This is a genomic window from Candidatus Kuenenia sp. (genome assembly GCF_039794105.1).
In the GTDB taxonomy this organism is placed as follows: domain Bacteria; phylum Planctomycetota; class Brocadiia; order Brocadiales; family Brocadiaceae; genus Kuenenia.
The window spans coordinates 68,439-90,089 of sequence record NZ_JBDIWA010000010.1 but is presented as its reverse complement, the minus strand read 5'-3'; the positions used below and the strand labels follow the sequence as shown (position 1 = coordinate 90,089).

At 42.8% G+C, this 21,651-nt stretch carries 15 protein-coding genes and 1 tRNA gene; 15 read left to right on the top strand and 1 reads right to left on the bottom strand.

Annotation, left to right across the window (positions count from 1 at the left end; genetic code table 11):
- Window positions 1–101 precede the first annotated feature (101 nt).
- The 8 genes from ABJL82_RS07385 (at window position 102) to ABJL82_RS07350 (ending at window position 10,532) form a co-directional block, all read left to right on the top strand.
- The gene (locus ABJL82_RS07385) at window positions 102–1,058 is read left to right on the top strand and encodes an acetyl-CoA decarbonylase/synthase complex subunit delta (RefSeq protein WP_347274092.1); all 957 of its coding nucleotides are present in this window, start codon (window positions 102–104) and stop codon (window positions 1,056–1,058) included.
- A 31-nt stretch (window positions 1,059–1,089) separates the two neighbouring features.
- Entirely contained in the window at window positions 1,090–1,875 is a 786-nt protein-coding gene (locus ABJL82_RS07380; RefSeq protein WP_347274091.1) for a dihydropteroate synthase, read from the top strand.
- Between the two features lie 99 nt (window positions 1,876–1,974).
- Window positions 1,975–2,385 (top strand): thioesterase family protein, encoded by a 411-nt coding sequence (locus ABJL82_RS07375; protein ID WP_347274090.1) that lies wholly within the window; start codon window positions 1,975–1,977, stop codon window positions 2,383–2,385.
- 128 nt (window positions 2,386–2,513) lie between these two features.
- Window positions 2,514–3,464: a chemotaxis protein gene (locus ABJL82_RS07370; RefSeq protein WP_347274089.1), complete on the top strand. Its 951-nt coding sequence runs from the start codon at window positions 2,514–2,516 to the stop codon at window positions 3,462–3,464.
- Between the two features lie 77 nt (window positions 3,465–3,541).
- Window positions 3,542–4,492, top strand: a complete 951-nt coding sequence (locus tag ABJL82_RS07365) for a carbohydrate kinase family protein (RefSeq protein WP_347274088.1) — start codon at window positions 3,542–3,544, stop codon at window positions 4,490–4,492.
- An 855-nt stretch (window positions 4,493–5,347) separates the two neighbouring features.
- Window positions 5,348–7,411, top strand: a complete 2,064-nt coding sequence (locus ABJL82_RS07360) for a HEAT repeat domain-containing protein (RefSeq protein ID WP_347274087.1) — start codon at window positions 5,348–5,350, stop codon at window positions 7,409–7,411.
- Window positions 7,412–7,551: 140 nt separating this feature from the next.
- Entirely contained in the window at window positions 7,552–8,907 is a 1,356-nt protein-coding gene (gene trkA, locus ABJL82_RS07355; protein WP_347274086.1) for a Trk system potassium transporter TrkA, read from the top strand.
- A 140-nt stretch (window positions 8,908–9,047) separates the two neighbouring features.
- Window positions 9,048–10,532 (top strand): TrkH family potassium uptake protein, encoded by a 1,485-nt coding sequence (locus tag ABJL82_RS07350; protein ID WP_347274085.1) that lies wholly within the window; start codon window positions 9,048–9,050, stop codon window positions 10,530–10,532.
- On the opposite strand, the gene ABJL82_RS07345 is transcribed toward ABJL82_RS07350, so the two are convergent.
- A complete protein-coding gene (locus tag ABJL82_RS07345; protein ID WP_347274084.1) occupies window positions 10,501–10,848 on the bottom strand; it encodes a hypothetical protein in 348 nt (115 codons plus the stop codon). The genes ABJL82_RS07350 and ABJL82_RS07345 overlap by 32 nt on opposite strands.
- Window positions 10,849–11,403: 555 nt before the next feature.
- Here ABJL82_RS07345 and ABJL82_RS07340 point away from each other — a divergent pair.
- From ABJL82_RS07340 to ABJL82_RS07310, 7 genes are all read left to right on the top strand, one after another.
- Window positions 11,404–11,480, top strand: a tRNA-Val gene (locus tag ABJL82_RS07340).
- A 253-nt stretch (window positions 11,481–11,733) separates the two neighbouring features.
- Entirely contained in the window at window positions 11,734–11,862 is a 129-nt protein-coding gene (locus tag ABJL82_RS07335; RefSeq protein ID WP_347274083.1) for a hypothetical protein, read from the top strand.
- Between the two features lie 1,446 nt (window positions 11,863–13,308).
- On the top strand, window positions 13,309–13,707 hold the full coding sequence (locus tag ABJL82_RS07330; RefSeq protein WP_347274082.1) for a hypothetical protein: 399 nt from the start codon (window positions 13,309–13,311) through the stop codon (window positions 13,705–13,707).
- Complete coding sequence (locus ABJL82_RS07325) at window positions 13,704–13,856, top strand: hypothetical protein (protein WP_347274081.1); 153 nt, start codon at window positions 13,704–13,706, stop codon at window positions 13,854–13,856. Before ABJL82_RS07330 ends, ABJL82_RS07325 begins: the two co-directional genes overlap by 4 nt.
- Window positions 13,857–14,714: 858 nt before the next feature.
- Entirely contained in the window at window positions 14,715–17,006 is a 2,292-nt protein-coding gene (locus tag ABJL82_RS07320; protein WP_347274080.1) for a glutamine amidotransferase, read from the top strand.
- A 383-nt stretch (window positions 17,007–17,389) separates the two neighbouring features.
- Window positions 17,390–19,942: a hypothetical protein gene (locus ABJL82_RS07315; RefSeq protein WP_347274079.1), complete on the top strand. Its 2,553-nt coding sequence runs from the start codon at window positions 17,390–17,392 to the stop codon at window positions 19,940–19,942.
- A gap of 326 nt (window positions 19,943–20,268) precedes the next feature.
- Complete coding sequence (locus tag ABJL82_RS07310; protein ID WP_347274078.1) at window positions 20,269–21,477, top strand: ABC transporter permease; 1,209 nt, start codon at window positions 20,269–20,271, stop codon at window positions 21,475–21,477.
- Window positions 21,478–21,651 lie beyond the last annotated feature (174 nt).

Here is a 21,651-nt window from a genome sequence, read left to right as displayed (position 1 = left end):
CCCAAGAGGGGAATACAAAAAGTCCCCTATTGGGAAGGGATTTAAGGGTGAATGAACTGTTACATTTTTTCATTAGACTTGTACAAGTAGGAGAACGATTCATGGAAATACCAAATGTAGCTGAGAAATGGACAAGTAGCGTAAACGAAATTACCATCGGAGCAACAAAAGAAGAGGGGGGCACAAGGGAAAAAACGATAACTATCGGCGGCTCAAAATGCATTCCTTTTATGGATTTTGACGGGAGCAAGGGGCGCAAACCGGTAATCGCAATGGATGTTTACGATATACCGCCTGACGACTGGCCTGAAACGTTAAAAAAACCTTTTGCGGACGTCCTTAACAACCCTGCACAATGGGCAAAAAAGTGCGTAGAATATGGAGCGGACTTAATCTGTTTGAAACTGGAAGGTATCCATCCGGATAAAGGAAACAAATCCGCGGCAGAAACTGTTGACATCGCAAAGTCTATCCTTGCCGCCGTCGGCGTTCCCTTAATCATCTGGGGTTGCGAACATGATGAAAAGGATAATGAGATTTTGCCAAAGGTGAGCCAGGCACTAAAAGGGGAAAATTGCCTGATAGGGGTAGTAACTCAGGATAATTACAAAACGCTTACCGTTACCTGTCTTGCGGACGGGCATAGCATTATAACACTCTCGCCGGTAGATATTAATATTGCGAAACAGGTAAACATCCTTGTCTCTGAAATGGATTTCCCGCTTAATCGCATCGTCATGTTCCAGACAACGGGCGCATTGGGGTACGGCATGGAATATACGTATTCTATACAAGAGCGAGAAAGAATCGCCGCCTTAACCGGTGATAAATTAATGGCAATGCCGGTAATTTGTGACGTTGGCCATGAAGCATGGCGGGCAAAAGAAGCAAAATCCGACGATAAAGATGCTCCTCAATGGGGGCCTGGTGAAGAAAGAGGCCCCATGTGGGAAACGATTACCGCAACAAGCCTTTTGCAGTCCGGAGTTGACATTATCCGCATGAATCACCCTAAGGCCGTAGCCGCAGTAAAAAAATGTATTGACCGTTTATACTAAAATTACGATTTCAAAAAGGGGAAAACATTCGATGATTTCTATCGGCGAACGTATTAATGGTATGTTTAAAGACGTGAGGGAAAGTATTAAAAATAAAGATCCGAAAGCGATACAGGAACTGGCAAAGAAGCAGACGGAAGCAGGCGCCACATATTTGGATGTGAATGTGGGGCCTGCTGCAACTGACCCGGTAGACGCCATGAAATGGCTGATTGAGGTTATTCAGGATACCGTAAAAACCCCTATTGCCATTGACAGTCAAAAGTGGGACATAGTGGAAGCCGGTTTGTCGGTAGTAAAAAATGACGTATTAATCAATTCAACAAAGAGCGATCCGGAAGAACTGGATAAATATATGGGCATAGCAAAGGACTATAACGCCTCCTTAATATGCCTCACCATGGACAAACACGGCATTCCGCAGGACGTGGAAAAGCGGATGGAATTTGTAATGCAGATTGTAGAGAAGGCCGTTGAACATGATTTTCCCATGGAAAAAATCCTCATTGACCCGGTATTGTTTCCCATCAATGTAGACCAGAAACAACCCGCACTCATGTTTGATATTTTCAGCCAAATACAAATGATCTCAGACCCGGCACCTCAGAGGAACGTGGGATTGAGCAATTTTTCTCAGGGTACAAAAGAAAAAAGACTTCTCGCCCGCACCTTCCTGACTATGGGGATTGCATATGGGTTAAATGCCGCAGTGATGGACGTACTTGATAAGGATCTGATGGATGCCGCAATTACGGCGGAAATTATTATGAACAAAAATGTTTACAGCGATTCCTACCTTACCGCATTCAGGAAATAATAATAGGGTGGTATGATTTACGATTTACGAAGTACGATTTAAAACCCCAAAATTGTAAATCGTAAATCTAAAATCGTACCTCGTAAAGGGGCTTTGCCGGTGAAAATACACGAAATAAAAACGCGCGTACGATACCAGGAAACAGACCAGATGGGGATTGTTTATTACGCAAACTTCCTTGTTTTCTTTGAAATGGGGCGGACTGAATATTTGCGGCAATGCGGATTGCCTTATTCCGAAATGGAAAAGGAACATATCTATTTTCCCGTGGTCGAAGTGCATTGTAATTTCCGTTCCCCTGCTTACTATGACGACGTACTAATTGTCCAAACATGGGTTTCCGAATTGAAACATGCAACGGTTCAATTTAGTTATAAAGTATTCAGGGAAGGGGGTGATATATTGGTTGCCGAAGGATACACAAAGCTCGCATGCCTTAATGCAAAACGCAAACCTGCGGCAATGCCGGAAAAATTAAGGAAATTGCTACAGCCAAAAGATATAGGGTAACATTAAATTTAATATATCTGTATGTATTAGTTAAATTGTCAAGTCGTTAGATGGTTGAATGGTAAATGATTGACTAATCAACTATTTAACCCCTTAACCAATCAACTATTTAACGAAGGAGTATTGCTATGGCAAAACAACAAATTCTCCTGGAAAGCGGCACCAATGAAATGGAATTGCTGGAGTTTCTCCTCAGAGAGCAGTCGTTTGGTGTAAATGTTGCAAAAGTACAGTCAATAGTGCAGTATGACCCAAAAACAGTCACGAAGGTGGCTACGTCTCCTCCGTCCATGATGGGGGTGATGCTGCACCGGGGTAAAACAATACCCCTCGTTAATCTGGCAAACGCTTTAGATATACAGAGGAAAAACAGCGATGATGCAAATAGCATATCCGTGGTAATAGTAACTGAATTTAATAATGCAATTAATAGCTTTCTGGTAGATGGGGTGAACCGGATTCACAGGCTCTCCTGGAGCGATTTTGTTCCCATAAGCAATATTATCAATAGCAGCGGGTTAGGCATTACCGGGTCGGTGCATATCGATAAGAAAGAAATTATGATTATCGATTTGGAACATATTCTTTCTAAAATATTTCCACATCTGGCGATTGGCGAGGCTGCCAGCAAGACATTTCAAATAGAAAAAAAACAGGGACGTGAAAATGTGGTGGTTTTCTTTGCCGAGGATTCAAAGACTATTCGTGACAATGTTGTTCGCGTACTGAGCAGTGCGGGATATGGTAATGTCCGTGTGTTTGAAAATGGTCAAAAGGCGTTTGATGCACTTATGGAAATTTGTGACAAAGTAAAAGCGGAAGATTCTTTTTCCGGTGAGTTACCAGATATATTAATCTCTGATATAGAAATGCCGGAGCTTGACGGATTAACCTTATGCAAAAGGATAAAGAGCGACCCCTTGCTCAAAAATATCCCTGTGATTATGTTCTCCAGTCTGATAAATAATCAGATGGTGGTGAAATGTGAAAGTGTTGGCGCAGATAACTACGTAACAAAACCGGAGATGAATAAATTAATACATATGCTTGACAATAGATGTTTAAAGAAGGAAAAATAATCGAATTTATAGCAAATGCTCCGCCCATACTTGTTACGAAATTTTTTTAATCACTTCATTATTGAGAAGGAAAAGCAATGAATATACTTGTTTCAGGTTCAGTGGCATATGACAGAATTATGGATTTTCCCGGAAAATTTTCAGACCATATTCTTCCTGAAAAAATACACATGTTGAATGTGTGTTTTATGATTAATGAACTGAAAGAAAATTTCGGAGGCACGGCGGGCAATATTGCTTACGCGCTCTCCCTGCTTGGTGAAACCCCCAAAATTATCGCCACTTCCGGACGTGATTTTGAGCCGTACAAAAAGTGGCTGGAAGACAATAAAATACCTACCAGGCATATAAAGATGATAGAGGAAGAATTAACGGCAGGGGCATATATTACAACAGACCAATCGGATAATCAAATAACGGCGTTTAATCCGGGCGCCATGAAATATAGCGCCTGGTTTGATTTTGATGCTGCGGCGAAAGAAGCATCATTGGCAATTGTCTCTCCCGGAAATTTGAATGATATGATGCAGTTTTCAAAAATATATAAACAAAAAGGAATAGAGTATATCTTTGACCCGGGACAGTCCTTGCCTGCATGGTCAAAAGAGCATCTAATGGAAGCCATTGACGGGGCAAAAATATTTATCTGCAATGACTATGAATTCCAGCTTACGCAAGACAAAATTTCCATGACAAGCGAAGATATTATAAGGGAAACGGATATTTTGATTATCACGAAAGGGGAATACGGGTCTACAATTATATGCGGAGAAAACGGAACCACAAAGACATATGACGTCCCTGCCGCAAAAGTATCCGTGGTAAAGGACCCTACCGGCGCCGGAGACGCATACAGAGCCGGTTTGATAAAAGGATTGGTCTTAGGCAAGGGGATTGTCCATGCGGCAAAGATAGGCGCCGTTTGCGCCGCCTATGCAGTTGAAGTGTATGGGACACAAAATTTTCACTTCACCGCAGATGAATTTAAGGTGCGGTTTAAAGAGGTATTTAAGGAATCACCTTTTTAATATAGTAGATTTGTGAAGTACGATTTACGATTTGGGATTTAAATCGTACCTTGTAAATCTACACAATGTTCCCGCGAGTTGTTATAGCCAAAAGCGTCTGGTCTTAGAATAATAAACACATTTCTTAAATTTCCTCTTGATAGAGGAGACTTACACGTTTTTATAAAACTTATGCAAACAAAAACCGTAAATCCAGCCTCGTACCTCCCAAATCTTTTTATATTGACCGAAAAAGTGGAATTTGTTACCATCAAACGGTCTTTAAGTCATTTATTCTTACAGAAACGTCATAATGTAGCAAAAAACCGCAACCAAAATGTAGAGACGCACGGCCGTGCGTCTGTCCTATAACCACAAAGGGCACAAAGAATATACAGAACACAAAGGACACAAAGAAAAACCTACAAAAAAAGAAGTTTTTACGGGGTAATACTATATACCCAGCCCTGCTTACCAAGGTGTTTTTTGCTGCCTCAACCCAAATAGCCAATATGTGTAACGCATACCTTTGCGGGAAGAAAAGGTATTATCCTGCCCTGGACAAGCCGGAACCAAACAAGCACGAAGCACAAAATACGAAGCACGAAATATGAAATACGAAACAAATTCTAATGAAAAAATGATTTGAAATTCTAAACAAGCGCATCTTTCGTCTCTCGTATTTCGTATTGCATATTGCCTGCCTGTGCGTTACCGCACGCAGACAGGGTTATTTTGGAGTCGTTTTGAATTTTATGCTTTGTCATTGGAATTTGTTTAGTATTTCGTATTTAGCATTTCGGATTTCCACCTCTATGATGGTGGTATTTGCCTGAAAATTACTTTTAACAACGGATCATACGCATGCGAAGAGAAATGAAGCTGATGCTATTCGGAATGGTTTTATATCCTGTGTGTGTATTTGGCACTATGGGATGCGCCTCTGCACCAATGAAAAAGGTGGTTAATGAGGAGAAAGAGCCAAAAGCGGATATAAAACTGCGCAGGAATATAGACGAATGGACCCTTCAGTTATATTCAGATGACCCCACGATAAGAAGTTCTGCGGCAGTTTCTTTGCTGGGATTAAATTTGCAAAATGCGCAGGAACCCTTAACAAATATATTAAAAGATACCAAGGTTCGGGAAGATATTAAAATATCCGCGATAAGGGCCTTCGGATTTGCCAGAGATGATCGTGCGGTTGAGCATTTAATCCGCCTTTTGGGCGATGAATCTGAACAAATAAGAACCGTTGCCTTAAATGCGCTGGGGAGGATTAAAACAAAAAAAACAATAAATATGATGGCGGACGCCATGCTTAACTCTAAGCAGTTAAGGGATGTTAAAATACTGTTGGCAAAGGCATTAGGCAATACGAATGACCAGGATGCCGTAGACCCGCTTATTAAAATGCTTCGGTCTGATGATAGTGATTTGCGTGAAACCGTGATGGCGTCTTTGGAGAAAATTACGAAAGTATCAAGCAACAAGGATTCCTCATGGTGGAAGGAATGGTGGCTGCGTAATAAGTCGAAAACACGGGAGCAATGGCTGGATGAAATTGTGCTGAAGCAGGAAGAAAAGACCCAGCAATTAGAGGCAGGGATTGAACAATTAAAACAGGAAGTGGCGCGAAAGACTATTAAACTCATTGAACTTGGATATGACAAAATAGACACTACATTGTTAAGTGAAGCGATTAAAAGTGATTATCCGGAAGTAAGAATTTTTGCCGCAAAGGAATTGGCAAAGATCAAGGACTCATCAATAGTCGATATATTGATTAATGCCATATCAGACAAAGAAGAAGAAGTGCGTATTGAAGTTGTTCAGACACTGGGGGTTATTAGCGATGAAAAAGCGCTACAACCTTTAATTCGTGCCCTGGGTGATGAAAGTTTGATTGTGAGAGAAAAGGCTGCCAGGGCGCTTGGACAATTTGGGAATAATGAGGTGGTGGCGGTTCTCATCGAAACGTTAAACAATAAAACGAATGCCCCTATTGTGTCTACGATAATAGAATCGTTAGGCGAGACGGGAGATTTAAAAGCTGTTGATACTTTGATTCAATTTCTGACACACGAGAAGCCCGAAATAAGGGAGTGTACTGCGGCGTCCCTTGGTAAACTCGCCGATGCGCGCGCTGTGCCGCACTTAATTGCCGCCCTGAACGACGGGGAAGAACGTGTGCGGTGGTATGCAGCAGATAGTTTAGGGAAAATCGGTGACCCTGTATGTGTAGAACCCCTTATTAAACGCCTGTCCGACAGTAGCGCCCGAGTAAGAGAGTCGGTAGTAACGGCTCTCGGTCAGATAGGAAATCTGCCGGCAATTGAGGCTTTGATAAAAGCGCTTCAGGATGTTGATAAACGGGTTGTGGAACAAGCGGCCGGGCGTTTGGTTAATATTGAAGACGCAACGTTTGATATTATGGAGTCCGTGGCGGCTAGTTTTTATAATATTGCAGATTATAAGCGGGCAGAAGTCGTTCTTGGCAGGATAATGGCAAAATATGCAAAATTCCCGGAGTTACAGGATAAGGTCTTGCAAATCAGGATAAAACGGGCAAAAACATTATTTGCGTTAAAAGATTGGCAAAACGCACTCAATAATTATGAGGAAATTTTAAAACGTAATTCCGTTGATGACACAATAAAAAAAGAATTTATTCGGTGCGCAAAAGAGCTGAAACAGTTTGACCGTGCGCTAAAATGGTTCACCGTGTGGCTTGAAGAGAATCCCCGGAATTGTCAATGGTGCTGGCAAGGCCGTTTGGACATTGCCTCTGCCATGTTTGAACAGGGCAACCATGAAAAGGTAAAGAACCTTATCGCCCTGCTGAAGACGGAGGACCCTAATCTTGGCGGAGAAGAATTTTTACCCCATTTTCAGGCATTAAATGACAAAATTGAAATTGGCGTCGCCAATGCAAAATAGTAAAGAAGTACGATTTACGAGGTACGACCTAAAATCTCAAATCGTAAGTCAATAAAAAAAGAAACCACAGATTACATAGATTACACAGATTAAAAAAATCGTAAATCGTAAATAATTTTTAACAGGAGTTTGAAATATAAATGAAAATCCTTATCGTAGGAGCAGGTGCGGTAGGTTTTAATCTCGCAAAACAATTGTCGAAAGAGGGACACGATATCTCTGTTATAGACAAAGACCAAAACATGGTAGACCGTATTACGGAGAAAATGGATGTTTCTGCGGTGTTGGGAATGGCCACGTCTCCTTCAATCCTGGAAGAAGCCGGGATTAAGAATACCGATGTCGTATTGGCGGTAACAAACAGCGATGAGATAAATATCGTGACGTGTATCCTTTCGTATAAATATAATGTAAAAACAAAGATTGCAAGAATAAGAAACCCTGAATTTTCTGAGAAAAAACCATTTGTACACCAAAACGGGTTTCATATCGACTACATAGTAAACCCGGAAATGATAACAATTAATTCTATTATGGATATCATCGGCACTCCCGGCGCAAACTATGTGGCCGATTTTAAAGGGGGGGACGTCTTGCTGAGAGGGTTTGGCGTGCCTGCTAATGCCCCGATAGTCGGGAAAAAACTAGTCGATCTGGAAGAAATTGAATATACGGATTCTTTTCTTATCGTCGCTATCCAACGGAATGATGAAATGATTATTCCTTCGGGAGAAACAGAAATCAAACCTAACGATAACATCTATGTGGTTGTGGCAAGGGAGGCATTGCCCTTCTTCCTCCCGATGGTGAACAGGCGGGCAGATGAAGTCGCAAAGGTCGTTATCTATGGCGTAAACCGGGCAAGCCTTAATTTGGCAAAGAAACTGGAAGATAGAAAAATCGGGGTTACCATCGTAGAACCCCTCAAGGAAAAAACGGAAGAAGCGGCATCAGTGCTGGACAGAACAATTATCCTGAAGGGCGATGCCCTGGATATCGATCTCCTGAAGGAATCTTCTATTCACATGGCAGATTTTTTTGTAGCCGTTTCTGAAAACGAACAGAGCAATCTTCTCGCCGCATTACTGGCAAAGAGACTCGGAGCAAAAAAGGCCATTGTGCTCACAGAAGACCCCGCATTTGTACCTATTATTAATTCTCTGGGTATTGACGTGGTAATAAACCCAAGGCTCATCACCGCGGGTTCCATTTTGCAGCATATTCGCAGGGGCGATACCCTTTCCGTGGTAAAGTTTCAGCAAAGCGAAGCAGAGGCCATGGAGTTGATAGCATCGGAACACTCAAAAATTTTAGGCAAACCCCTGAGAGATGTGTCCTTCCCTAAGGGCGCCATTATTGGCGCTATTTCGCAGAATGGCGTTATGAAACTGCCCACAGGCGATACCATAATAAATCCTGGGGAAAGCGTGATTGTTTTTGCCCTTCCAAACGCCATCGAAAAAGTCCAAACCCTATTTTCCAATGGAAAAACCTGATGCAGTCCATATCTACAATCTACAGTCGGCAGTTCACAGTCTGCAATTTGCCGACTGAGGACTGAGGATTTCGCACTTTGGTAGAAATAAACAACCACATGCATATTAAACCCTTCTATGTCACTTAAACCTCACCACCTATGAACATTTCGATAGTACTTCGTACGGTATCTAATCTTGCGTTAATGCTTTCCGCAATCTTCATAATCCCGCTGGGCGTTGCGTTGTTTTATAAAAATTACGACACCTTATGGGCCTTTATCCTGGCAATAGTTCTTTCCGGCATATTGGGCGGACTTAATAAACTATTCTTCCGGAAAATTGAAGAAGAAATAGGCATCAGAGAAGGCATTGCCATTGTAACGTTTAGCTGGCTCATTTGTATATTCCTGGGAGCAGTACCTTATTGGTATTCAGGGGTATGCGCAACATACACCGATGCGGTCTTTGAGACAACAAGCGGTTTTACCACAACGGGGTCTTCCCTTCTTACAAACGTGGAAATATTGCCGGAAAGCATACTCTTCTGGCGGGCATTTACCAACTGGCTTGGCGGGATGGGGATTATAGTTGTTTTTGTAGCATTACTCCCCGCTATGGGCGTAAGCGGATACCCGCTCTTTACTGCAGAGGTAAGCGGCCCTACCGTCGGCAAACTGAAGCCCAGGATAGCGGCAACGGCAAAGGTGCTGTGGATTATCTATCTTGTTTTTACGGCAACGCTGACGCTGTTGTACTTCCTGGGCGGCATGCCGTTTTTTGACGCCATTTGCCATTCATTTGCCACGGTTTCAACGGGAGGATTTTCCACAAAGAACGCCAGTATTGCATATTTTGATAATCTTTATATAGAAATTGTCGCCGCTGTCTTTATGTTTATTTGCGGCTGTAGTTTCGCACTTTATTATCAGTGTTTTCAATTAAATTTCAAAAAAATACTGAAAAATTCCGAACTGCGCTTTTTTGCAGGACTCAATCTGATTGCAATTGTCTTTGTCGCGGCGCTTTTATACCTTGGGCAGCCTGACAGTTTTCGTAATGACGCTGGCAGTGAGTATTATCAGAATTTTCAATATTCCCTCAGACGTTCGTTCTTCCAGGTAGTTACAATATGCACCGGAACGGGTTTCTCAACGGCGGATTTTGACGTATGGCCTGATATATGCCGGTTTCTGCTCGTATTGCTCATGTTTATCGGCGCTTGCGCAGGTTCAACGGGCGGCGGCATTAAAAGCGTGAGGATATTGATACTTCTCAAGTCAAGCATGCGGGAAATAGTGCGTGTACTAAGGCCGCGCATGGTAAAACATGTAAAGATTAACGGCGAATCGGTGAGTGGGGAAATTATTACCGGCTGCTCGGTGTTCTTTGTGGTGTACCTTGGATTTTTCGGGGTGTGTTCGCTGGCGCTGATGGCAACAAATCTTGATATGGTTACCGCATTTTCTGCCGTATGCACCTGTATGGCAAATTGCGGACCCGGACTTGCAAAAGTTGGCCCATCGCTTAATTTCAGCGAAATTTCTTATTTTTGTAAATGGATTTTAAGTTTTTGCATGCTCCTTGGCAGGCTGGAAATTTACAGCTTTCTCCTTATATTTTTACCGGTAACGTGGAAAAGGTAGAATTATTCTTGACCTCGTCCCTTGTAATACCGGTGATTTTGGGTAATATATCAATTCTGACCGGAGGGCTTCCTATCCGTAATATCTCATTGCCGGAGAGAAATAGGGAAAAGTCTACCGGAGATACGTCAAACCCAAAATCTATTAATGCATTCCCTAATCGTTTAACGTTGTTTATATCCGGATGTGTGTAAATGTCGAGATCATTCGTAAAGCGAGGTTCTGTGTAACAGCCCAGCGCATAAGCGCCTACTATTACATATTTAACTTTGTGGGTATTTAACAAGCTTAAGAATTCTTTGCAGTTTGAGTCCATCAGGGTTTATTCCTTTAAAGAGACAGTAATTTTGCCATAACGATTCCCTTGCGATTGTCCTGTCTTTCATTGAAGCGGTTTTCCAGAAAAGTATGTCATCCCTTTCCATTTCCTTAAAGGTGCTGTATGTTTTTAGATATCGCAATGTTTTCTCCCGTTTTAAGCCACACTGCGAATTTTGTCATATTCACTTTTATGAAGCCGGAGTGTGTCCCTCATATCGATATTTATGCAGAGATTAAAATAATATCATAAGCAAGAATAACTTGCAACGTACCACGTTGCAAAGGGAAAAAATGCCTTTTCAAAAAACTAAAATGTTACGGAATCTTTTTCATATTGAAACTGCAACAAATTAATTGTATAATACATTTATTAATCGCCCATGCGCATTGTATTCCTGCGCATTTTATAGACGACAGATATATCTTTCTTAACGGAGAATCGGCAAACACCTGTCTCATGCGGTACTTCGCAAGGTCGATCTTGTCGCTGCGTATAAGCAGATATGCAAAGTGAAAATTCGCGGGCTGTACAGAAATATCGAAGACCAGGGGGCGATTAGCTCAATCGGCTAGAGCACTTGCCTTACAAGCAAGGGGTTATAGGTTCGAGTCCTATATCGCCCACCATTTTTCAAATCCCCAGTTTCCAGTCTACAATCTACAGTCCTCAATCTGCAATTTGCCGACTGCCGACTTATGAGGGAACTGCGTGCCCCTCCAACCCCTGTGTTTATATGTGTTTTTGTTAGGAGAATGTATTATGACTACAACCATAAAGCAGGAAACCGGTCTTATCAAAGTCAGGCAATATATCATCGATAGTGAGGGTTACAAGGTGGCTGCAATAATTGATATTGAATAACTTAGCAGGCTGGGAGAAGTGTTAAAGAATATTCCATCATCAGAGGTATGGCTCTATCAAAATAGCGAAGCCTTTGAAGGCGTCCAAAAATGTTTAAAAGAGGTATCGGAAGGAAAAATCTCAAAACTCAATCTTGACTACCTATAGGAACATCCCTTGTTTGAAATATTCTTAACCTACCAGACGCAAGGGCAACTCGACAAACTCAAAACCGACAAGGGATTTTTCAAGAGATACAAGGCGGTAAAAAAGGCCATTCAGTTTCTGTCTCAAAATCCAAGGCATCCGGGCTTGTAAACCCATGAGTTTACCACCTTGAAAGGACCGAAAGGAGAAAAGGTTTTTGAGGTTTATGCCGAACAATCCACACCGGCAGTATATAGAATATTTTTGTGCTATGTCCCGGACAAAAAAACAAATTACCATCATAGTCATAACATCACGTCAATATTTGTCGTAACATTTTAGCTTTTTGAAAAATTCACGGGATAGAAAAAATACCATGTAGCCCCGTTAGGGGCGGTCTGTTTGTAGCGCAATAAAATTCAATAGGGTAAATAGCTCCGTAGTAGCGGCCTGTCCGTATTCAGGTATACCTGTTTATATGGATTTACAAGAGACAGGTCGCTCCTAATTGTAGAGACAGGTTTCAAACCTGTCTCTACGATCTGTTATAATATCCTATTTTGCTACAAACAGGCTGCTCCTACGGAGCTTATAGGTAATACGTTTTTCAAAAAACTAAGGTGTTGCATAATTGCAGGATGACAATAGGAAAATTTTGGCGTTGCTTACGGCGCGACCGCTTAGCGGCTGCGATATGAGGGGGAGAAACCGGCTCTCCATCCTGCCTGAAAAATCTATGTAATCCGGGGTTCCCCTTTCGTAATTTTGCGTGAGTATTGAGGACTTCGGATTTCAGCATTAAATATTTTGCCAAAAAATACAAAGAAATTACTGACCTCCAGTCTCCCGTCTGCAATCCTCAATCCTCAATCAGCAATTTGCCGACTGTAGACTGTAGACTGTAGACTTCTGACTGCCGATTGTAGATTGTCGACTGCTTAATAAACATACAAAGAGAAATACGAGTGCCAATAAGCGGGTTATTCATAATAGCGTTTTTCTTGTTCATCATAGCGGCCGCGAGCTATTTTTTTGCGAAAACTAAAATATTTTCTTTTGCGTTACTCCTGTTTTACGCATGCAATACGTATCTTTCTCAAATATTGCTTTATCATCCTCACCCCATACTTTTTTACATAATAATAACACTCTTCTTACTCTTCCCAACTGTCTGCCTTATCCTCTTTGCTCTGGATGTGTGCTATGGTTTATTTTGTACAGACACCACATTCGTTATTATATTCGTATGGCCGCTCATACCCGCATACCTAATGACAAATATCATCCTATACCTTGTGTTGTGAAATCCTAAGTTGGTATAGCCAGGAGACGAAAGAGCGCCCTCTTCCATCGTCCGTAGTCTCTCGTCCCCTCGCTAGCCTGTCATTGTCACAGGCAAAGCCTGCCATGCATGACTAATGACTAATTTTCTTGACAAAACTGCATGTCAAATTTAAGCTGCTGTTTATGAAGAATTTGTCCATTATCATTCCATTCATAGCGTCCGCTCTTATTGTCTGTAATAGCCAAACATTTGCCATAGAGACCGCACCGCACATCAGCGACCGGGAAATCGTGGAAAGGCTTACACGGCTTGAAGAAGGGCAAAACACACTACGGGCAGAAATCAGGGCAAATGCGAATGCAACAAGACAACTCCGTGAGGACATGAATAAACAGTTTGACCGGATAGATATCCAGTTTGACCGGGTAGATACCCAGTTTGGCAGGATAGATGCTCAGTTTGACAGAATAGACAAACAGTTTGGCCGGTTGGTACATATTATGCTTGGCATCTTTGGCGCATTTGCGGCGTTGTGCGGCGGTACGATATGGTTTTTGCCCTGTGGGACAGGCGCACCATGATACGCCCCTTTGAAGATAAGGTTAAGAGGATAGAGGACGACATCGCGGCAAACCACAACAAACTGCACACTCTCATAGATGCATTCAGAACCCTCAGCAAGACCGATGAAAAAGTCGCCGGTATCCTGAAAAAATTCAACCTGCTGTAAAAACTATTGCCCCCTTTTGCGGGTTCTGGTTTTTAACCCGAACCACATGTTTTATATGGTTGATTTCGCCATCGCTTGCACAGAGCGCTATTATCACGATAAAACCCAGGGTTCAGGTTGCAACCCAATGTCATTAAGTTAAGCAAACGGCCGCAAAAGTCCCCCTTAATAAAGGAAGAAAAAGGGGGTTGTTTTTAATAAAATAATTCTTAATACCTTAGTTATTTGAAAAATACAAGGGGGACATAAAAAACAATGTAGCCCCCTTAGGGGCGGTCTGTTTGTAGCGCAATAAAATTCAACAGGTAAATATCTCCGTAGGAGCGGCCTGTATATGATTGACAGGAAGACAGGCCACTCCTGATGGAGCTAATATCTGTTATGGTATCCTATCTACAAACAGGTTGCTCCGACGGAGCTTATCGGTAACACGTTTTTTTTAAAAACCAAAGTGTTACAATAATTCTTAACTTAATGACATTGGGTTGCAACCTGAACCCATGAGTTTATGCGTATAATGGGGCAATGTACTACGGCAAAATTCCAATGCCCAAATCACAAAATCCCTGTTTGGAATCTGGAATTTATTTGTCATTTGTTCTCCTAATAAAAAGCTGGATTGAAAGTATAAAACGTTTGGTTCAGGTTACAAACCTGAACCCGCGAATGTAGTTTCCAGCGCCATTACGTTCCCAAACAGGCGCTTGGGAACGAGCGCGAAAAATTCATGTAGTGCGACGAACCTCATCGCACTACAAATGACAACTTCCGGTTTCAAAAGGCTAAAGTGTTACGGCAAATCTCTTTTTCATCGAAAACATTTTACAATAAAAGAGAATTGATAGTATAATAACACGCATGGAAAATGTTACTCAATGGAACCTCACTTTTACAGGGCTTGAAGGTTTTGGCCTCCGTGCGATTGTATTTATCATCGCAATCGCGATTCTCTTTTTTTCATGGTCGAGCATCAAAAATATCCGGCCTGTTTCCCGACGCATACTCTTATTTTCTTTACGGCTGGCAGGAACCTTGCTGATCGTCCTTCTCCTTTTTCAACCACACCTGGAGCAAAAAGAGGTTTTGAAGCTGAAAAACAAGGTGGTTTGCCTTCTCGACGCTTCGAAAAGCATGTCTCTTAAATGCGGAGATACTACGGTTACCCGATCACAGTTGCTTGATAATTTTTTTACGGATAATGATGCCTTTTTCAAGGAACTGCAAAGTTCTTTTGACGTAAATTTCTTCGCTTTTTCCGATATCCCAACGGAAACCTCTTATAAAGATATAAAGGCCGGCATTAAGCCAGATGGAGAAGATACCGATTTTGCGCAAACCCTTAAATATTTACAGCAACGTTACAAAGACGATAACGTGAAGGCGTTTTTCCTTTTTTCCGACGGGAAAGACACGGTGGAACGCCCGGCGAATGTAAATGCCTCGGAGGTTATTTCAGGCATTGCAAGAGAATTTTCCACTCCTTTTTTTACTTTTGCACCCGCAGAGAATATGGATGCAAGAGATGTTGCCTTAAGCAGCATTTCCTACAATACATTTACTTTTGCGCGAAATCCATGGAAGGTAGACACCACGATAAAGGTGATGGGATACAACAACCTGAAACTCCCCGTTACGCTTAAAGAAGGGAACGACATCATCTCCACAAAGGTCATCACTGCCGATGAAGAAGGTGAATACAACGTCACCCTCTCTTTTACTCCCTACAAAACAGGAACCTTTCTTTATACCGTATCGATTCCCGTTCAGCCGAAGGAGGCAATTACGGAAAACAATCAGGTAAGCTTTCTCGTTAAGATAGTACGGGACAAGATCAGGGTAATGCATGTTTGCGGAAGGCCCTCATGGGATGAACGTTTTTTGCGGCAAGCGCTGAAGAACGACCCCAACATCGACCTTGTTTCCTTTTTTATCCTGAGAACGCCGAATGATATCTCCAATGCAAGCAATGACGAACTCAGCCTTATTCCCTTTCCCGTGGATGAACTTTTCACCGAGGTACTTAACAGTTTCGACCTGGTGATATTTCAAAACTTTGACTACCGCCCTTACGATTCCCCGATCTACCGGTTTTCTTACTATCTAAGCAACATTGAAACCTTCGTAAAGGAACACGGCGGCGGCTTTCTCATGATTGGGGGGGACTTGTCTTTTACACAGGGGGGGTATGACGGCACCTCTATAGAAGAAATTCTGCCGGTTTACCTTACGTCCGGTAAAGACATTACGGAAACAACCGGATTACGTGCAACTCTTACAGAAAACGGGCAACTACATCCCGTGACAACCCTTGATATAAACAACGACAGAAACCTCTCCATCTGGAAAAATCTCCCGGAACTTGATGGCTGTAACATTACGACACAACCAAAGACTGACGCTGTAGTATTGGCAACATATCCATCACAGGGAGAGCCTCCGCTCATTGCTGTTCGCGATGCCGGACAGGGAAGATGCATGGCCATTACCACCGATTCCCTTTGGCGATGGAATTTTCTCTCAGTGGGAAGAGGGGGCAGCAACCGGCATTATATGAAATTCTGGCAAAATACCATCAAATGGCTTATCAAAGACCCCCTGTTCAATCCAATCCACATAACGATAAACAAGGACACATTCCTTCCGCAGGAAGAAGTACAAGTAAATATAAAGGTTTTGGAAAAAAGCTACCAGCCATGGGAGGGGGTGCAATTGGAGATAGACGTCACAAACGAATTTACCGGCAAAAACATTTTCGTTAACAAAGGAATGACCGGGAGCGACGGACAATATTCCTTTAATTTTAAATACGAAGAGGAAGGGTTTTATATTATCAAAACAATTGCAAAAAATGAAAGCGGGGAGATCGGACAAGAACATACCGTGTTTAATATTATGAAAGCGGATAAAGAATTTAAGGATACTTCGATCCAAAGGGAATTGCTTATGAAATTGGCGGAGGTTTCCGGGGGAAAATATTTCAGTTTGCCCCAAAAGGATATCAGGGGAAAAATTTCCATAGAGAATCCGCCCATTACGAAACTTGTCGGAAAAAAGCAAATTTCGCTCTGGGACAAAGGGTACGTTTTTGTGATTATTATATCAATCGTGTCCTTTGATTGGTGGATAAGAAAACGCAGCGGCCTAAGCTGAACGCCGTGCATTTGCAGTCAATGCAGAATCAATAATGGGCATGATGTGTAGTGCGGCAAGGCATGCCTTACCGCTACTTGGGAACGTACTGGCACTGGAAACTACATTCGCGGGTTCAGGTTTGTAACCGTTCGGTTGCAAACCTGAACCCGCCGGGAGTTTTTACACCTTCTCGTTCCTACGCTCCGCGTCACATCAAAGTAAAGGCCATTGACGAGAAGAAAATACAAACCCAATTATTCGTAACAATTTAGTTTTTTTGGGTGTAAATGTGACGTATATCATATACTTTTCTGCATTACTCGTTACAATCTCTGCCATGTGCTTTATTCTATAACGAGTTTTTATGTGATTATTCACAAAAATAAGGAAGGGAAAAAAATATGAAAAAATGTATGTCTATGTTAGGAGTTTCTTTTTTATTTACCTTAATTATATGGACCCATTTTGCCTTTGCTGCCGGCGTGGAAAAAGTAAACCTGGGCATATATGGCGCTCAGGTACAGGATATTACATCATATGATAATTCAGGCACAACGGAAATTCTTATTGGTATTGATAGCATCAAAGGGGTATACAAATGGAATACGAGTACTTCTTCTTCATGGGAAGCGGTCACTTATCCCGATATCACCGGCAAGTGTTCAGAGATTGAAGCAAACCTTGTCTCCGGCTATGAAAATGATATTTATGCGATCATCAGCGACAGTACCGGCGCCTCACAAATATATGCAAGCGACAGCGGTGGCAGTTATGGAAGCTGGGGAAATATATCAACCACTATTCCTGCTCCGGGTGTGCTGACTGCTCATAGTTCAGGGTTATACGCCGGCACTTATCAGGGAGATGTTTACAGAAATACCGGTGGAACCGGCAATCCGTTTACCTTGCTGTATTCTTTTGGCTCCGGTTCTGAGATCACCTCTCTTTCTGTCTATGATGCGGATACTATTTTTGTTATGGTAAGAACCGGCGGCAGCGTTGTAACGCCATACAAATTGGACGGTTCGCCTTTAATTGCAACAGCGCTTACACTGCCAGCAAGCCCTGCATCAGGTTCAGGTTCCGTTGAGGTTGAAATAATCGGCGTAGACCCTACAGACGTTAACACTATTTTCATCGCAGGCGGTTCAGCAAACCCCCAGGTTTATAAGACAACAACAGGGGACTCCCCCTGGACTTCTTCATGGGATTTTGAAAGTTCCGGCGCTGATAATTTTCCGGGAGGATTCCCTCAATATATTAAATTTAATAACAGCCGTGTCTTTATCAGCGCTTCTGTATTGGACGGTGCATCAAGTTCATGGTCTCATGCGCCTATCCTTTCCTCAACGGTTGGTTCATATACCGTTGATACCCATGTTAATGATGGGGCATTAGATATTAATCCCAATGATACAACCAACATTTACATGGCAACTGACTGGGCTATTGGAGAACTTAATTATAATTCCGGCACATGGACAGCCGTCTCGGAAGTTGGAAATAACAATGGAATAGAAGGGGTTGTCTTAAATGATATCGATTTCTATGAATACTCTTCCACCCATAAAGAACTATGGATTGCCTCAAAAAGTGGCGTCGGCAGGGCTGTCAATTTCGACCCCACAGATGCCTCATCAACAGCAAGTTCTTCAGACTGGATTTTTCCTATGTTTCCTGAGACTGACGGGCCTCCGGTAACGGAAGTAACCATAAATCCAAATGACCCCTCAATAGTATTCGTAGGTAATAATGCGGGAAGGGTTTATGTGACAACAACAGGCACATCCACTTCACCGGCATGGGCAAAGGTATTCCAGGCAGAAGATCATACCGGCGAGTTTGGTTCTACCCGCCCTGATCATTCAAATATTACCGCAATTGGTTTTGTGCCTTCCGTCTGCAACAGGATATACATTGCAGGCACAAACTGGGAAACCGGAGCAAACGGGGGAATATTTTATAGTGACGATGACGGTGCTACCTGGACTGCCGATACCATAAACAGCACAGGCGCAACTATTGATTTTCCGGTAAATACACTTTGGGTAACTGACAGTGAAATCTGGGCTGGCGTCGGCGGGGAAAACAGTGCGGAAACAGGCCTTCGCTGGAGGCTTTCCGTATGCTCAACCAATAGTTTCTGGAAGCCAAATACCGGAACAAATATTGATAATGAAATTGTTACGTCCATAGACGGAACTACCATCTCCGGGGATGTAACAGTTTATATTGCAACAAAAGGGGACGTTTACAAGGGAGAAAAACCTTCGGGCAGTTCTACATGGACATGGCAAACGGTAACCCCTTCTTCCGCAACATCCACTGATTTCACCTCTGTTACGGTAAACCCTTCCGATGCAAGTAATGCGTATGCTGCAGTGGGTAATTGTATTTATGAAACCGCTGACGGCGGCGTTACATGGACTATTTTTGGCTCGTCCTGCAGCGATTCACATGAAGATGTTAACGTATTGATATTTGACGATATTCTGGCAGGTACGGCAATCGGATTGTTTTCTTACAGCAGTAACGATACAACTCCAACTCCAACTCCAACTCTTACCCCAGACATACCTGCCAGCCCTACTCCAAAAACTACGCCTACGCCTACACTTACACAAACGCCAACGCCAACGCCAACGCCAAAAGAAGGGTGCAAGGCTGATTCCATGCAAGTTTTACCTGATAAAATTTCATTATTTGTTGGAGAAGGCAAGGAAGTATATGTAAAAATCACAGGAAATGACAACTGCCTTGTCGAAGGCGCTAGTATTAAAGCAAAGGTGACAAAGGGCAAGCGGTTATTAAACCTGTCATCCAGGAAAGAAACTACGGATGCAAACGGAGAGGCTGTTTTTGCAATAACCGCCAACAAGAGCGGCAAAGCAAAAATTATGTTTAAATCGAACAATCTGAAGAAAAAAATACCCGTAACAATAAAAGAAGATTAACCACTCAAGTCAAAAGTGAAAGTGAGACTTTCACTCTGGCTTTATCTCTCACTCCGAAGGGCTGCTACGTGGTTAAGAGCGTGTTTACTGCGAGGTTGCTTCGGAAAAAGCCCTCGCAATGACAAACCGGGGACAGTTAGCATTGACAAAAGCATGTCATTACAAGGTGTCCAAGCTTGTCATTGCGAGGGTCTTTTCCGAAGCAACCTCGCAATGACAAGGTAGTTAAACTCTCTTTGGTCACGGCTTTGCCGCACTATGTATTTAATGGCGAAATTCCCTATGTTTTAATACGAAGAGCAATTTAATGAAAGGTTTTTTGCGGCATGCCGCCTTTGTTAAAAATAGCGTTACGCGCCATATTAAGGAATAAATTACGCTCCTCACTTACAATACTTGGTATTGTTATCGGGGTAGGGGCGGTAATTGTCATGGTAGGTATCGGACAGGGTGCGAAGGATTTGATTGAGAAACAAATAGAAAGCCTGGGCACAAACGTACTCATTATTATCCCTGTCAGCACTTCTCACACCGCCGCCAGGGGAACGGAAGGCACAATTACCCTCACTGCGGATGACGTAGCGGCAATAGCGAAGGAATGCCGGGAGGTAAGCCATGTATCGGCAAATTTACGAACGGCTTCCCAGGTGGTATATGGAAACCAAAACTGGTCAACAAGCATTGTAGGCATTCACCCGGATTATCAGATTATACGGAACTGGGAGCTGGAGGCAGGCAGGTTTATCAGATCGCAGGACGTCAAGATAATGGCAAAGGTATGCGTATTGGGGCAAACGGTTGTCGGGAATTTATTCGGGTCTCTCGACCCGGTTGGCAGGTGGATACGTATTAACAATATCCCGTTCAAAGTAATTGGTGTATTAAAGGCAAAAGGGCAGTCTCCGATGGGCACAGACCAGGACGATACCGTGCTTATGCCGTATACCACCGTTCAGAGAAAGATTATGGGCGTTACCCATGTCAGCGCTATCCTTGCTTCTTCGTATACCGCGACGGGACGTTTCAGGGCTATCGGGCAGATTACCGATTTGTTGCGCGAGCGCCACCGGCTGCGGGCCGGGGATGAGGATGACTTCCGGATTATCAGCCAGGTCGAATATGCATCCACAATGACGGAAACCAGCCGCACAATGACCATATTGCTGGGGAGCATCGCGTCTGTTTCTTTAGTTGTGGGAGGTATCGGGATAATGAATATCATGCTGGTATCCACCACCGAAAGAACGAGGGAAATAGGCATCAGGATGGCGGTGGGGGCAAAGGAAAGGGATATCCTTCTTCAATTTCTGATAGAGGCGACAGTATTGAGTTCCATCGGCGGGATTATTGGCGTAATCTCCGGCATTGTCTTTTCAAAGGCTATTTCACTCTACGGTGGATGGCCTTCGATGCTCACCCCATTGCCAGTGGCAATAGCATTTCTCTTCTCCAATATAGTAGGTATCTTTTTTGGATACTATCCCGCAAGAAAGGCGTCAAGGCTGAATCCTATCGAAGCGCTCAGGTACGAATAAGAAGTGTTACAAAATGTTCAATATTCAATTCTCAAATTGCCGCTCATGTGCATTGAACATTGAATATTGAACTGAGCCTGTATCCAATCCCCACACGGACAAAACAAAGTTTGTCCGTGCCACCCATGTTGCGCGAAAATATGTATGGCAATTTCCAAAAAACTAAAGTGTTAC

What these genes read in the sequence shown, in the direction of transcription:
- ABJL82_RS07385 (WP_347274092.1), top strand. Translation starts at nt 102, where the DNA reads ATGGAAATACCAAATGTAGCTGAGAAATGGACAAGTAGCGTAAACGAA.
- ABJL82_RS07380 (WP_347274091.1), top strand. Translation starts at nt 1,090, where the DNA reads ATGATTTCTATCGGCGAACGTATTAATGGTATGTTTAAAGACGTGAGG.
- ABJL82_RS07370 (WP_347274089.1), top strand. Translation starts at nt 2,514, where the DNA reads ATGGCAAAACAACAAATTCTCCTGGAAAGCGGCACCAATGAAATGGAA.
- ABJL82_RS07365 (WP_347274088.1), top strand. Translation starts at nt 3,542, where the DNA reads ATGAATATACTTGTTTCAGGTTCAGTGGCATATGACAGAATTATGGAT.
- ABJL82_RS07360 (WP_347274087.1), top strand. Translation starts at nt 5,348, where the DNA reads ATGAAGCTGATGCTATTCGGAATGGTTTTATATCCTGTGTGTGTATTT.
- trkA (WP_347274086.1), top strand. Translation starts at nt 7,552, where the DNA reads ATGAAAATCCTTATCGTAGGAGCAGGTGCGGTAGGTTTTAATCTCGCA.
- ABJL82_RS07350 (WP_347274085.1), top strand. Translation starts at nt 9,048, where the DNA reads ATGAACATTTCGATAGTACTTCGTACGGTATCTAATCTTGCGTTAATG.
- ABJL82_RS07345 (WP_347274084.1), bottom strand. Translation starts at nt 10,848, where the DNA reads ATGGACTCAAACTGCAAAGAATTCTTAAGCTTGTTAAATACCCACAAA.
- ABJL82_RS07330 (WP_347274082.1), top strand. Translation starts at nt 13,309, where the DNA reads ATGAAGAATTTGTCCATTATCATTCCATTCATAGCGTCCGCTCTTATT.
- ABJL82_RS07325 (WP_347274081.1), top strand. Translation starts at nt 13,704, where the DNA reads ATGATACGCCCCTTTGAAGATAAGGTTAAGAGGATAGAGGACGACATC.
- ABJL82_RS07320 (WP_347274080.1), top strand. Translation starts at nt 14,715, where the DNA reads ATGGAAAATGTTACTCAATGGAACCTCACTTTTACAGGGCTTGAAGGT.
- ABJL82_RS07315 (WP_347274079.1), top strand. Translation starts at nt 17,390, where the DNA reads ATGAAAAAATGTATGTCTATGTTAGGAGTTTCTTTTTTATTTACCTTA.
- ABJL82_RS07310 (WP_347274078.1), top strand. Translation starts at nt 20,269, where the DNA reads ATGCCGCCTTTGTTAAAAATAGCGTTACGCGCCATATTAAGGAATAAA.